We start from the raw sequence: 13606 nt of genomic DNA, 5'->3' as shown, positions 1-13606 counted from the left end.
CCGAACTGAGACCGTAACGCAGCAAAGGATTAAGACTCTAGGGGACCATGCTGGCCCCCCTAGATAAAGCGCAAAATTATTTCATGTAAACAGGAACGTACCCTTTCAATTGCTGAGCAAACTGCCTTAGAACCTCTAAGCCTGATTCTTCAGCTTGACGACACCATGTTTGCAGAGCTTCGACGAGCTCCTTTTGGCTTGAAGCAGTTTTTAGCCAAATGTTCTGCAAAGACTGTTTATAAGAGTATACGATTCTCAATTGCTCACAGGCATCCAAGAGTCTTTTTAATCGGCTTTTAGCGTTGATATTTAACAGCTTATCTTCGCGACGTAACAATCTTCCAGCACGCTGAAACAACTTCTTATATTCTTTAGTTTCACTACCGTTGTTTTTTTCTTGCTTCATAACAGGTCTAATGACTTTTTTATAATAATTAGACATGACTTGAAACCGGTTTGAAACCACTGCTTTTACTGTATCTAAATCAACCTGCAATTTACCCTCTTCCATGGCCAATTTTGGTGGTAATTTCTTGACTTTAGCCAAACCTAAAAAGGACAGGATACGAATGTACATCCAACCAATATCAAACTCCCACCATTTAACAGAGAACTTAGCTGAAGAAGCAAACGTATGGTGATTGTTATGCAGCTCCTCACCACCAATCCAAAATCCCCAAGGTATAATGTTTGTTGCGGCATCGGGACACTCGAAATTGCGATAGCCCCAGTGGTGACCAACACCATTAATTACACCAGCGGCAAAGAGTGGGATCCACATCATTTGGATAGCCCATATTGATATACCAGGTATACCAAATAAAAATAAATCGGCAAGGAACATCAGTAGAATCCCTTTGCTGGAAAAGCGAGAATATACCTTTCGTTCTACCCAATCATCGGGTGTTCCGTGCGAGTATTTAGCGATCATCTCTTTATCTTTTGATGCTGTTCGATAAAGTTCTGCGCCCTCCCAAAACACCTTTTTAAGTCCTAGAACGACTGGACTATGTGGATCACCTTCGATATCCGTTGTTGCATGATGCTTGCGGTGAATAGCCACCCATTGGGCAGTCACCATGCCAGTGGTCAGCCAAAGCCAAAAGCGAAAGAAATGGCTAATAATTGGGTGCAAGGTCAATGCTCTATGCGTTTGGTTCCGGTGCAAGTAGATCGTTACTGCGGCAATAGTGATTTGAGTTAAAACCAGGGTTGCAAATACATACCCCCAGAAGGACAAATTTAAAAAGCCAAAAAGCATGATGCCTCCAAAAAATTCACAACATTTAGAACTACAAGTAAATATCCATTTAGTTTAATCATAACACATTTTTTCTGATTACATTGCATCATTTCTCGATGTAGATAATAATTAAATGAATAATTCATTGAAACAGGATAATACAGTGAGTGATAAAGTTCAAAAATTTATAGAAAACATAATACCCTTTGTTGTGATTGGCGTTGGAATTGCTATTGTCATAGCATTGCTATTCATGTTCTTTTATGTGGCTATCTGGGGTCTAATTATCGGCGGCGCTCTCTGGGTAGGTATGATGGCTAAAGAGTATTTCTTTCCTTCTCCTAAGCCTGATCAACAAGAGCAAGGTCGAATCATTGAGCATGATGATAAGAAGTAATGCCTGAATTACCTGAAGTAGAAACGACTAAGCAAGGAATAGCACCGTACCTTATCGATCAGCGAATTTGCGAAGTAGTTGTTCGTAATCCAAGACTAAGAATACCCATTCCTGGTGATTTCAAAAAGATGTGTGAAGGCAAACTAATCACCAAGCTTAGCCGTAGAGCCAAATATATTCTTATTTATTTGAACGAAGGCTATGTGCTTATTCATCTTGGTATGTCTGGTCATTTAAGAATTGTTCAAACAAACGCTCTTGCTAACAAACACGATCATGTTGATTTTAAACTGAATGATGGAACAGTTCTTAGGTATTGTGATCCCAGGCGATTTGGAATGATAGTCTATGTTGAAAGCGATCCGTTTAATCACCCTCTCCTAACTCACTTAGGCCCTGAGCCCCTATCTCAGGACTTTAATAGTGACTATTTAATGCAAAAAATCCAAAAAAAATCAAAACCTATTAAAGCGTTTATTATGGATAGCCAAATAGTGGTTGGCGTCGGAAATATTTACGCGTCAGAGAGTCTATTTCTTGCCAAGATTCATCCAGCAACACCAGCCAAAAACCTTAATCAAGAAATGGCAGACCTATTAGTTTCTCAAATCAAAACTGTTCTTGAACAGGCTATTCAACGTGGCGGGACAACCCTGCGAGATTTTTATGGTTCGGATGGAAAACCAGGGTACTTTTATTTGTCTTTGAACGTGTACGGGCGAAAAAATAAATCTTGCTATCAATGCAACACACCAATCGATTCAATCACTATCGGAGGTCGTCAATCCGCTTTTTGTCCTAGTTGCCAAGTCCTTACGAATAAATAAACATTTAGACATCAACATAATCACTAAGTGAACATATCGATTTTTTTTGACTGTCATTGGCTCAGATGTCCTGCCCCTCTTTAAACAGGACTTTTTTCATGTGGCGGTAAAATTTTTATGGCTTAGATGAGCCACTAAATCTCAAAGTAATCACTAATTGAACATAGGCCAACCTATGGATATAATGCCTCACGCATTTTTGCACGGATTGAATTCATGTTTCGTTTACGCGTCAATGGCCACTCCCTTAAGAACTTCATCCATGAAGGAACAGTCTACCTTCCTGATTTTATTATATACGATATGGATGAAGAGGATTATCAATCCTTTTGGCATTCCATTGCTGGCCATCCTAAAGAGCAGTTGTATACTGACGGAGTGCAAATCTATAGGGTTAGCTGGTTACAATCCTTATTTCAACGATTTAAAGGATGGCTTGGATTTGAAAACCACTGTCATCCCAAAAAGGTGGACTTTACTTTAGCTAAAGTGGCTTACATTGGCTACTTGCACGGATTTAAATCTGAGGATTTTGCACAATTTAATCCTCCGCTTATCTCCAAATCATTTATGGACTCGTTGCTAAAGAAACGAAATGATCAGACCACTACAGAGTTGCAGCATCAATTCATTACCTATTTTTATGCCCACTCTACAGAGATTGCTCCTTATTTAAATTATCGCCAACAAAATTATCGCTTTGGCGATGGATTTCTCCAAAATGAGCTACTGAGCCTAATACCTACTTTGGATCCTCAAAATGCTGAACTTATTCGTGATTCAACGCACTCACTGTATGATAAATTTTTATATCCAGCCCATGCGTATTTTTTCGCTGGCAGCAAATACGCTGAAGCGTATGCTGATTATTTAGCAAGCAGAGCTCAATTTGAACGTGCCTTGATGTGGTCAGATTCAGTAACAGATCGCTATAAGCAAGGATTTATTAACTACTACATTGCATTGGATGATCAAAACGCACTAGAGAAAAGTATCGAGTTGATGGATAAGTTATCTCAATCACCTTCCACCCAAGATCAACTATTTGTTATAGAGGCACTTAAGGAAAATTTCAGTAAAGATGAACAGCTCAGATACCTAAAAGCCAAACCCAAACTTCGTCATGAGCTCGCTAAATCCTACTTAGAAGATGCGAGGAAGGAAAAAAATAAATGGGTGTTGACTAAGATTTTCACCGGAAACAATTTACTTCCTTTACTGACTCATGCGGTAAACTTAGATGATTCGATTTTAGAACATGATTCACTCATGAATGACATGACATTGAAAAAGGAATGGATAACGTACCAATTTAAGGAGGATATTAAGCACAAAAGACTAGAGCATGCTAGAGAGCTCTATGAGAAAAACCCTGAGTTTCAATTTAATAGTACTGATTTAGGCATTTTACTTGAACACTATGAAACAGAATTGGAAACTACAGAGAAAAAACTCAAGTCCAACCTTGTTCGCTCAAATACTGAAGAGGCGAGACAACTGGCTGAACAAGCATTGCATTTTGCTAGACAAATCGCCAAATTGTCACCAGAAGACAATCCCCTTCGAGCAACCATGAACACTTATGTACAATCCTTACTAGAGGTAGATATTAAAGAGCACCCTAACGTTAAAGAGGCTAGCCTACCAGATTTAGCAAAGTTGCTTCAATTCATCAAGGAGAACCAGTTTTTTAATCAATCTCCTGATCTAAAAAAGACGGGAAATGATGTGCGTCTGCGGGCTATCGATTGCCTTATTGAAAAAGTGAGAGTACCACTTAATTTTACCAGTGATTTTAGAAGTCGACCTGCCATCGTAAAAGAAAAGGAAAAGTATTTGCAACTCTTATTACTTAACCTAGAAACCTTTGAGAAACTAAATTTCGGAGATAAATCACCTCAGATCAAATTGGCCCTTGGAAGAATCTACTATTTACAAGCAGACATACGTTTATTTTTCTATGAAGATGAAAAAGCTGCATTACCATTATTCCAAAAAGCCCACGAAACTGTACCAACCAACTTATATTATAAACTCAAATATTATGAACTCACTAAAAATGAGGCTCGATTCCAGGTTATCCAGGACATTGATAGTCTTGACTATTTACAGCATGCAAAGTACATCGATTGGCAAAAGGAACGATGGAATGAAGAGCTCTTCATGTCGGTGGGCTTCAATATTCATGCTGCTCCACAGGTTAAAGCCAAAAGCTTAAGTAATCTATTCGGTTTATTCTGACCCTTGAGGCTTTTCATACTTCTTCGACTTGATGTATGATGCCTCTCCGTGACTAACAACTCATAGAACAATGAAGATTAATCGCTTAAGAACGCTTTGGATAACTCTCTGTTTGTTTTTTTACACAGGGATAGCGAGTACTAAATCAATTTTAAAATACGTTTTTAGCACTCCAACAAGACCTTGGGTGGATAAAGTGATTCACCAATGGATCGACAGGCTACTGAACAAAGTCAAAGTACACTACACAGTGATCAATCCACATAACGTTCAGCCAGTGCCGGGAAAACCAACTATCCTCATGTGTAATCATTCAAGCGCCTATGATATACCACTTGGTTTTAAAGTATTTCCAAATCATTCAATTCGTATGTTGGCTAAAAAAGAACTTTCCAAAATTCCATTATTAGGCAAAGGAATGGTCGCCTCTGAATTCCCTTTCGTTGATAGAAAAAATCGTTATCAAGCAATCAAAGACTTAGAATATGCAAAAAAGCTAATGGAAAGTGGCATCATTCTCTGGATAGCTCCTGAAGGTACACGTTCAAAAGATGGAAAGTTAACTCCATTTAAAAAAGGAGGATTTATCACAGCCATAGAGTCCAAAGCGACGATTATCCCTATCGGAATCCGAGGAGCTTTTAATATTTTACCCGCCCGCACTTTTAATATTCATTTAAATCAAAAAGCTGAAATTCACGTTGGCCTTCCCATTGATGCTGCGGAATACACTATTGCAAATAAAGACGAGTTAATTGCCAAAACTTATGCCGCAATCAAATGCTTAATTGGAGAAGAGGCAGGCTAAGGAAAATTCTGTAGGGCTCGCTGCATCACACCAGTTTCTGGAGAGTTCCCACTTGCGAGGGAAAGCAGCGTCCTTAACTTAATGTCATTGCTCAGTCCACCCATCAATGCTTCACACCATAACCTTCAGAACGCTTCTCTACCTTAATGGCCATTCCTATATGACGTGGATCAGATGCTGCCGTGAGTAGGTTATTTGTTCTGTCCCAGGTTATTGCTTGCATATCACCATAATACTGTTGCAATTCCTTTAAATGATGCCCTAAAGCACTTAAACCTTCCTTTATAGAGTGCGTGAATGTGTCGGGCTCATACACCAACTCATCCGGTAAATACTGATGATGAAATCGCATTGTTGAAACCATAGTAATGGCTCCATAACCTTCATAAAACATTAAAGATGCAATCAATACCATGGTAGGAATTCGGCTACCCCCTGGGGTTCCTAATACGGCCGTTCTTCCTGGCATCTCCAAAAAGGTTGGAGTCATGCTTGAAACTGGTCGCTTTCCAGGCGCTATGCAATTAGACTCACTTCCGACAAGACCGAATACATTTTGAGAACCTACTTTTGATGAAAAATCATCCATTTCATCATTCAATAGGACACCTGTTCCCTCTGCGACTACACTAGAGCCAAAAATATAATTAATCGTCATTGTTGCAGCTACACGATTTCCATCTGCATCAATAACGGATAGATGGGTAGTGTTAGAAGCATCGGAGGATTTTGAGGAGGAACCTTGTAATACTTTGCTGTCAATGGCCTTTTTAGGCGAAATTAACTGGCTTAACATCGTAGCATTGTCGTAGGAAGTTAATTTATCCATGGGGATTTGAACAAAATCAGGATCCCCTAAAAATTGTGCTCGTTGCCAAAACGCTAATTTCATGGACTCAGTAACGTAATGGATCCACTCAATTTTTGTCATCGTTGATAAAGGAAATTTAGATAAAATATTTAACATCGTTACTAAAGCTACTCCCCCAGCTGAAGGTGGAGGTGCGGTAATGATTAACATGTTATGATACGCGCTAACCAATGGCTCTCTAATCTTAATTTGGTATTTGGATAAATCGTCCAAAGTCCATATTCCACCGGCGCGATTTACTCCATGTACTAATTTTTTAGCCACTTCTCCAGAATAAAACCCAGCTTCTCCTTTTTCAGCAATTAATGTTAGGGTCTTTGCTAAATCTTTTTGAACTAACTTATCTCCAATCCTCATTGCTTGACCATTTTTTAAAAAAATGGCTGCAGTAGCGGGGTATTTTTGCAAATATTGCAAGCGATCATCCATGGTTGAAAAATACCTGAATTGAGGATCCACTGGAAATCCTTCACGAGCTAATTGAATGGCTGGAGCTAAAGTTTTAGTTAAAGGTAAACGACCATAATGTTTTGCAAGATAAACCAAAGCAGCTGGTTGACCTGGAATTGCTGCAGCCAATCCTCCATTCAAGGATTTGCCTTCGATAATTTCACCATCAGAGCCCAGATACATGTCTCTTTTGGCAGCTAAAGGTGCAACCTCTCTAGCATCAAGGAATTGATTTGATCCATCTTTTGCATGATGCAATAACCAAAAACTGCCACCGCCTAATCCTGAATGATAGGGTTCTACAACGCCTAAAGTAGCAGCAACAGCGATAGCTGCATCAAAGGCATTTCCTCCTGCCGCTAGAATCTCTAAACCAGCATTGGTTGCTAATGGATGTGCGCTTGCAACTGCATATCCATCTGGGTGGGAAGGAAGTTGATCAGCATAAGAATAATTGATGCCAAGAATAAAAAATAGCGACCAAAAAAGGCATCTAGATTTATCGCTCATGCTGTCTCTTCAGTAATTCTTTGACTACTCCAGGAGGGACGAACTGAGAAACATCACCATTCAATGACGCAATTTCCCTAACCAATGAAGACGAGATAAACATCAAGTGCTCTGAAGGCGTAAGAAACAATGTTTCGACCTTTTTAGACAATTTTCGATTCATGCCTGCTAACTGAAATTCATACTCAAAATCAGAAACAGCCCTAAGTCCCCTAAGTATAATTCCCGCTTGCTGCTGCTCTACGAAATCTATAAGCAAAATATCAAACCCTACAACCCTCACTCCAGGTAGATGTCCAACAGACTCCTCTAATAACTTTATTCTGGTATCTAAGCCTAAAAATGGTTTTTTAACCCGATTACTGGCTACCGCTACAATTAATTCAGGGAAAATACGACTGGCCCGAGTAATAATATCAACATGCCCATTCGTGACTGGGTCAAAGGTACCTGGGTAGATTGCTTTTTGTTTCATGTCTTTAAGTATCAATTGCATATAAGAGCAGTCTAGCGTATTGTAAATTGAAAAACTACAAAAACGGAATTGAGGTGAGCAATGAATGCAATGAAACGTTTACTGATTGTATCAATTTGTTTTTTAACGGCTTGTGCCCCCCCTAGACCTGCAGAACAAGATCCTGTTAACAAAGTGATGCCTTTAGAAGAGCGAAAAAAAGAAACTTCCACTGTATCCTCATGGGAAATAAAGGGCGCAATGGCGGCCAAAACAAAATCCAAAGGTTGGTCAGCCACAATGAATTGGGTACAACGTGGTGCTAGCTCTTATACTTTACGATTAATGGGGCCATTGGGCGGAGGCAGTGTTCTTATCAGTAGACAAGGCGGTACGATCACCTTCCAAGATGGACCAAAAACCTCAACCTCTTCAAACGCAGAAGAGCTTTTATTAAAACAAACAGGAATTAGATTACCCGTTAACAATCTTTATTATTGGGTAAGAGGATTACCCGCACCTGGTGGTGTACAATCTGAAAAACATGATACCTATAATCATCTTATTCAGTTAAAACAAGCTGGATATACCATCGACTTTACCAAATACACTTCAGTGAAAGGTATTGACCTACCAAGCATGATTCGCTTAGAAGGCAATGGAGTCATGGTAAAAGTAGTGATCAAAAACTGGTTAGTCTAATACTCTTGAAACCCAGATTGTGACCTCCTCCAATCTGGGTAAATAAAGTTCATAAATTTTTGCAGTCTAAAGTTGACATCAATCCAAAACCACTGCAAAATACGCAACACATTAAAGGGATGTACACGAATTTAAATCATGGATGTATAAGAATCTACAATTTAGGGGTGTCGCCAAGCGGTAAGGCACAGGGTTTTGATCCCTGCATACCTAGGTTCGAATCCTAGCACCCCTGCCACTTTCTTGTTGATTCAATCTAGAATATAATGTTGAATCTAGGTACAAGTAAACAGACGGCAGAAGATACCCTGGAAGGATGCGGACATCGTATCGCTTAAATAATAATAATATCTTTTTGGCTGTCTTCTGCTATGTGTTTAAGTTAACTGATTAACTAAATCTAAGGCTTCTTACACATGTCAACAATGATGATATTTACAGGGAATGCTAACCCTGAATTAGCACTCAAAATTTCCTCTCACCTGCAAACCCCTATTGGTAAGGCAACTGTAGGTACATTCAGCGATGGCGAAACCATGGTGGAAATCCTTGAAAATGTTCGTGGAAAGGACGTATTTGTTCTCCAATCAACCTGTGCACCCGCCAATAACAACCTTATGGAATTGCTAACCATGGCTGATGCCTTAAGGCGCTCTTCTGCGGGGCGTATTACGGCCGTTGTTCCATACTTTGGTTATGCAAGGCAAGATCGACGAGTTCGCTCAGCTAGAGTTCCTATCACAGCAAAAGTTGTTGCAGATATGATGGCTTCTGTTGGTATATGCCGGGTTCTTACTGTTGATTTACATGCTGATCAGATCCAAGGTTTTTTCTACATGCCTGTTGATAACGTTTATGCAACCCCAGTGTTACTCGAAGAAATTACCCAGAAACAGCTAAATAATATCATGGTAGTATCTCCTGATGTGGGTGGTGTAGTGAGAGCAAGAGCAGTCGCTAAAAGACTTAACGATGCAGAGCTTTCTATTATTGATAAACGTCGTAGTGGGCCCAACAAGTCGGAAGTTATGCATATCATTGGAGAGCCTGCCGATAAGAATTGTATTATTGTTGATGACATTGTTGATACAGCAGGTACATTATGTACAGCTGCCCATGAGCTTAAGAAAAATGGTGCTAAGAGCGTAAGAGCTTATATTACTCACGCTGTGTTATCTGGACCTGCAGTAAATAACATCAAGCACTCTAGTCTTGATGAAGTAGTAGTCACTGATACTATTCCTCTGTCTGAAGAAGCACAACAATGCGAGAAAATTCGTGTGGTTAGTCTTGCCGATATGCTTGCCCAAGCGATAAAACGTGTAAACGTGGAGGAGTCTGTAAGTTCAATGTTTGCTGAATAAAGCGAATTAATAAACCCAAATGAAAAAGGGGGCATGTGCCCCCTTTTTTCTTTTTAAATGTTAACTAATCTCTAGTACCGACATATTTATCATCAAAATAACGTCGTAATTTGGTTCTTAGCGTTCCGCGACTAATGCCCAGCATGATGGCAGCACGAGATTGATTGTATTTGCAATGTTCCATCACTGCGCGAAATAGAGGAGTTTCAATCTCCTCAAGCACGAACTGGTATAAGTCAACAGGATCAGTCCCCTTAAGCTCTGAAAAATATTTTTGTACTGACTGAGTCACGCTTTCGGCTAGTGAAGCAGTTGTATCTCCTGCATCATTACTGATTGTTGTCATTATTATTAGCTCCTCCTTTTAAAAGCAGTATATTACCGAATAGAACCCCCTGAAACAAGGGTAGATCGATAAAAACCACGTTAATATTCAATAAATTCAGTTAAGTTCTTACAGCTTTGCAACAATAAAATTCATTTTGAAAGGAAAGTGGAACAAGCGGTAATGATACGCTTGTTCCATAGTAAACGTACTATTGAAACTTCATAGTAGTTGGATCGAATGGCTTACCATTAACCGTCAATTTTCCTTGTTCTAAGCTTACTTCAACGGTGTAATCATCCCCATCAACTTGGATAAAACCAGCCTGTTGAAACTCAGCGATTTGCTTATCAACTTGCATTGAAGCTAACTTCTCTGGAGTTGGAGGCGTTGAATTGGCTTGGTCAGTCCCTTGTAATTGAGCCACTAAAGCCTTTTGCATATCGGGCTGATTCGCCATTTGCTGCATTACAGTTTGTTGCAATAACTGCTTCACTACAGCAACAGGCACTTTTAACTTAGCATTTCCTTGAGTTTTTTGAATTAATTCAAATGGGTTTGTAGAGTCCCCTTTTGGTAAGGTAATTAATAAATTGCCATCGATAGTACCTTGTGGCAACTTAAAGTTTAATTTAGAAATTTCAAACTCAGCTCCCTTAGTGAATAACTTTGGAATTTCTGGCAGTAACTGCATTAAAGCTTGTTGTCTTTCTGCATCGCTACCATTTTGCATTGAGTTAGCTTGTTGATTGATCTTTGCTAACACGTCAGCATCCAAGTTACGAACTGAAATCTCCAATTCGCCAGGACCAAAAGTTTGCCCATTAGCTAATACTGACTTTAAAGAAGCGCTAAAATGCGTGTTAAATAAACTATCATCAATATCGCTGCTTGAATTAACTGATAAGTCACTTAGTTCAAACATTTTTTTATCTTTTACTGCAACATCAAAAGAAGGCAAAGATAAGTTTGCTTCACCAAGGTATAAACCAGAAGTTGTTTTGTGAAGATTGTATTCACTGGTTACTTTACCTAAAGTCACTTTGGTGTCTTCTTTAGAGTAATTCATACCATCAAATACTAACTCACCTTCAATTTTGCTTAGCTTCGAAGACATTGATGTTGAGCTTTCCATGCCTAGCCAATTGAAATTACCACTTCCGTCCTTAGAAATAAGCTTGAAAGAAGGTAATGACAGTTCTACTGTACTTTTATTTAAGTAGTTAACAAAAATATTTAAATCCAATTGTGGCTTAACAGAATCATTCGAAAAAGACTCATTAAACTGCTGAATGTAAGTTTGGGGGAAAGGAATTACAGTTTGAGCAAAACCCATTCCAAAACTCAAATGATGGTTAGCAAAAATGAATGGGCCATGATAGATTTTAATAGGCATATCCATCTGGTAATCTTGAGCCGCTACTGTTTTTGAGTTGCCATCACTGTCTGTAACTACCCGCTCAGGAATATGTAAACGCCATTTGATGGTCGCATCTGAATTAAACCAACCTCTATTATATTGCTCAATATCGGCAAATAGACCATTGGATTGGTTAATTACTTCGACTGTATTCTTAACTGAACGTTCAGTTAACATTCCCATACCATAATAACCACCAAGGACTAAAACAGCCAGGATAATGATTAATCCTGTAAGTTTTTTCATTATTTTCTCCATGTTATTAAAATGCAAATAGCCTTTTTAGCGCAGTGAAGTGCTCGAGAAAGTATAGCAGCAAATGGACTATTTATGCGATAAACAAATGCAATAAAGATTGCTCTTAAAAGAGCGCTATTGCTTCAATCGATTTATGTTTGTAATAATATTGGGCATCGCTCCCGCTCCACCCAATATTAATGACTATGAATCTTATTCTTTAATTGGCTTACAATAGGTTTCTTTCACAGTGAATGCCAATATTAACGCGACCAAAGAACAGAGAGGCAATAATTTTAAGCCTGCTTGGAAATCAGAAAGGAGTAGGGTTTCTACATTATAGGCTCTAGGACCAGAAACCATATCAATTATTCGACCCACTAATGGCTGAAATAATGCCCCTATGAAAATAGAAGTCATATTAGTAAACCCAATACAAGTTCCTATGACTGAGCGACTATGAATCTCTGTTGATACTGCATAGGCGATTGCCACACCTGTATTAGTGACTCCAAATGCAAAAAACAACAAATAGGCCGTTGTTTCACTCATCTCAGGGATAAACACATAGATTGAAGTAAATACTACACCAAATAGTGCTGATAAAATCATCAATGGTTTACGACGTCCGATTTTATCAGAAATCCAACCTGATATGGGTCCACTTATACCCCAGCCGATAAATATCAAACCTGTAGCAAAAGCCGCAGCATGAGCACCTAGTCCTCGTCCAAACTGTAAGTAAGCAGGACCAATGGCCTCACCAATTACAGCAGTTGGTCCAAATAAAAAGCCTGCATAGAGTGCATTAAGCCACGTTTGTCTGCTGGACAAAATAATCTTTAAACTTTGGAAGATACTAACTTGTTGTACTGATTTAATTTCCTTTCTTTGTTCTCCAGGCTTATCTTGAATGAATTGATACAATAATCCAGCTAAGGCGATAAAGAGGAATGCAATAATCAGCATACTATGTCGCCAACCGACATTACTCACCAAAAATGAAACAGGTGCTTCACCAGCAGCAGCTCCAAGCATCCCGAGGGCTTGAGTTAAACCGGCTAATAGACCTAACATTGTTGGTGGGAACCAAGAAGTTGCTAGTCTTAATGAACACACAAAAGCAAATGCAGCACTAAATCCTATTAACATTCTTCCGATCGAAGCAGTAAATAATCCATTTGCTAAACCAAATACACAACATCCAAAGGCTGTAATTATGGACATAATGGTTAATAACCAGCGAATACTAATGCGATCAACCGTTAGACCAACTGGAATTTGCATCAAAATATAAGGTATATAGAAAGAGGCTGTTAAAATCCCAAATCCAGCTTCATTGATCCCGAAGTCAATTTGCAAAAATCGATGCATAACTCCTGGAGCAACTCTAGCCATGTAATCAGAAAAATAAAAAGCGGCAGCCAACCCCCAAACCAACCATGCAAACCCTAAGTGATTTTTCTGATTTACATCATTTGACATTTTAATTTCGTTCATTAGCACTCTTCTTAAATATGACAAAAAGATCAATTAATGCACTATTTTATCATGTATCGATCAATAAAACAGTACTCACAGCTTTACATTATACTGGCACTGAAGCTTTTTTCAACATTTAGCTCAAATTCACCTAAGTTCATGCCTAAATAGTATGATGAGACAGTTTTGCCGAATTCAATGACTGAATTAAGCGCTAGTCTTAACCTATTAATTCGGTTTTTGTTTCAGTCGGGATTTAGTTCCATTCGCACTAC

Annotated in this window: 12 protein-coding genes and 1 tRNA gene; 7 read left to right on the top strand and 6 right to left on the bottom strand. The window is 38.9% G+C overall.

What is annotated here, in order from left to right; translation table 11 throughout:
• Positions 1-76: 76 nt before the first annotated feature.
• On the bottom strand, positions 77-1261 hold the full coding sequence (locus tag Lwal_RS13125; protein WP_058481250.1) for a DesA family fatty acid desaturase: 1185 nt from the start codon (positions 1259-1261) through the stop codon (positions 77-79).
• Between the two features lie 145 nt (positions 1262-1406).
• On the opposite strand from Lwal_RS13125, the gene Lwal_RS13120 reads away from it, so the two are divergent.
• From Lwal_RS13120 to Lwal_RS13105, 4 genes are all read left to right on the top strand, one after another.
• Complete coding sequence (locus tag Lwal_RS13120) at positions 1407-1640, top strand: hypothetical protein (protein ID WP_058481282.1); 234 nt, start codon at positions 1407-1409, stop codon at positions 1638-1640.
• A complete protein-coding gene (mutM, locus tag Lwal_RS13115; protein ID WP_058481249.1) occupies positions 1640-2467 on the top strand; it encodes a bifunctional DNA-formamidopyrimidine glycosylase/DNA-(apurinic or apyrimidinic site) lyase in 828 nt (275 codons plus the stop codon). Before Lwal_RS13120 ends, mutM begins: the two co-directional genes overlap by 1 nt.
• A 216-nt stretch (positions 2468-2683) precedes the next feature.
• Positions 2684-4708: a hypothetical protein gene (locus Lwal_RS13110; protein ID WP_133141249.1), complete on the top strand. Its 2025-nt coding sequence runs from the start codon at positions 2684-2686 to the stop codon at positions 4706-4708.
• Between the two features lie 70 nt (positions 4709-4778).
• On the top strand, positions 4779-5516 hold the full coding sequence (locus Lwal_RS13105) for a lysophospholipid acyltransferase family protein (protein WP_058481247.1): 738 nt from the start codon (positions 4779-4781) through the stop codon (positions 5514-5516).
• A gap of 103 nt (positions 5517-5619) precedes the next feature.
• Here the strand turns inward: Lwal_RS13105 and ggt are convergent, their stop codons facing one another.
• Positions 5620-7347, bottom strand: coding sequence for a gamma-glutamyltransferase (gene ggt, locus Lwal_RS13100; RefSeq protein ID WP_083500103.1), 1728 nt, complete (start codon positions 7345-7347; stop codon positions 5620-5622).
• Positions 7337-7822, bottom strand: a complete 486-nt coding sequence (gene coaD, locus Lwal_RS13095; RefSeq protein WP_408607311.1) for a pantetheine-phosphate adenylyltransferase — start codon at positions 7820-7822, stop codon at positions 7337-7339. Before coaD ends, ggt begins: the two co-directional genes overlap by 11 nt.
• Positions 7823-7903: 81 nt before the next feature.
• On the opposite strand from coaD, the gene lolB reads away from it, so the two are divergent.
• The 3 genes from lolB (at position 7904) to Lwal_RS13080 (ending at position 9867) form a co-directional block, all read left to right on the top strand.
• Positions 7904-8503, top strand: coding sequence for a lipoprotein insertase outer membrane protein LolB (gene lolB / locus Lwal_RS13090; RefSeq protein WP_058481245.1), 600 nt, complete (start codon positions 7904-7906; stop codon positions 8501-8503).
• 163 nt (positions 8504-8666) lie between these two features.
• Positions 8667-8741: transfer RNA gene (locus Lwal_RS13085), tRNA-Gln, on the top strand.
• Positions 8742-8919: 178 nt separating this feature from the next.
• The gene (locus Lwal_RS13080; RefSeq protein WP_058481244.1) at positions 8920-9867 is read left to right on the top strand and encodes a ribose-phosphate pyrophosphokinase; all 948 of its coding nucleotides are present in this window, start codon (positions 8920-8922) and stop codon (positions 9865-9867) included.
• Between the two features lie 64 nt (positions 9868-9931).
• Here the strand turns inward: Lwal_RS13080 and Lwal_RS13075 are convergent, their stop codons facing one another.
• The 3 genes from Lwal_RS13075 to Lwal_RS13065 all read right to left on the bottom strand — a co-directional run bounded on the left by Lwal_RS13075 (position 9932) and on the right by Lwal_RS13065 (position 13349).
• Positions 9932-10213: a helix-turn-helix domain-containing protein gene (locus Lwal_RS13075; RefSeq protein WP_010946289.1), complete on the bottom strand. Its 282-nt coding sequence runs from the start codon at positions 10211-10213 to the stop codon at positions 9932-9934.
• 190 nt (positions 10214-10403) lie between these two features.
• A complete protein-coding gene (locus Lwal_RS13070; RefSeq protein WP_058481243.1) occupies positions 10404-11858 on the bottom strand; it encodes a YdgA family protein in 1455 nt (484 codons plus the stop codon).
• A 204-nt stretch (positions 11859-12062) separates the two neighbouring features.
• Entirely contained in the window at positions 12063-13349 is a 1287-nt protein-coding gene (locus Lwal_RS13065) for an MFS transporter (RefSeq protein ID WP_058481242.1), read from the bottom strand.
• Positions 13350-13606 lie beyond the last annotated feature (257 nt).

Source organism: Legionella waltersii (assembly GCF_001468085.1).
Taxonomy (GTDB): Bacteria; Pseudomonadota; Gammaproteobacteria; order Legionellales; family Legionellaceae; genus Legionella; species Legionella waltersii.
This window is presented reverse-complemented; position numbering and strand designations above follow the sequence as displayed.

Bases quoted from the DNA above. Each gene is read 5' to 3' on its own strand.
- Lwal_RS13125 (WP_058481250.1), bottom strand. From the start codon at position 1,261: ATGCTTTTTGGCTTTTTAAATTTGTCCTTCTGGGGGTATGTATTTGCA.
- mutM (WP_058481249.1), top strand. From the start codon at position 1,640: ATGCCTGAATTACCTGAAGTAGAAACGACTAAGCAAGGAATAGCACCG.
- Lwal_RS13110 (WP_133141249.1), top strand. From the start codon at position 2,684: ATGTTTCGTTTACGCGTCAATGGCCACTCCCTTAAGAACTTCATCCAT.
- Lwal_RS13105 (WP_058481247.1), top strand. From the start codon at position 4,779: ATGAAGATTAATCGCTTAAGAACGCTTTGGATAACTCTCTGTTTGTTT.
- ggt (WP_083500103.1), bottom strand. From the start codon at position 7,347: ATGAGCGATAAATCTAGATGCCTTTTTTGGTCGCTATTTTTTATTCTT.
- coaD (WP_408607311.1), bottom strand. From the start codon at position 7,822: ATGAAACAAAAAGCAATCTACCCAGGTACCTTTGACCCAGTCACGAAT.
- lolB (WP_058481245.1), top strand. From the start codon at position 7,904: ATGAATGCAATGAAACGTTTACTGATTGTATCAATTTGTTTTTTAACG.
- Lwal_RS13080 (WP_058481244.1), top strand. From the start codon at position 8,920: ATGTCAACAATGATGATATTTACAGGGAATGCTAACCCTGAATTAGCA.
- Lwal_RS13075 (WP_010946289.1), bottom strand. From the start codon at position 10,213: ATGACAACAATCAGTAATGATGCAGGAGATACAACTGCTTCACTAGCC.
- Lwal_RS13070 (WP_058481243.1), bottom strand. From the start codon at position 11,858: ATGAAAAAACTTACAGGATTAATCATTATCCTGGCTGTTTTAGTCCTT.
- Lwal_RS13065 (WP_058481242.1), bottom strand. From the start codon at position 13,349: ATGAACGAAATTAAAATGTCAAATGATGTAAATCAGAAAAATCACTTA.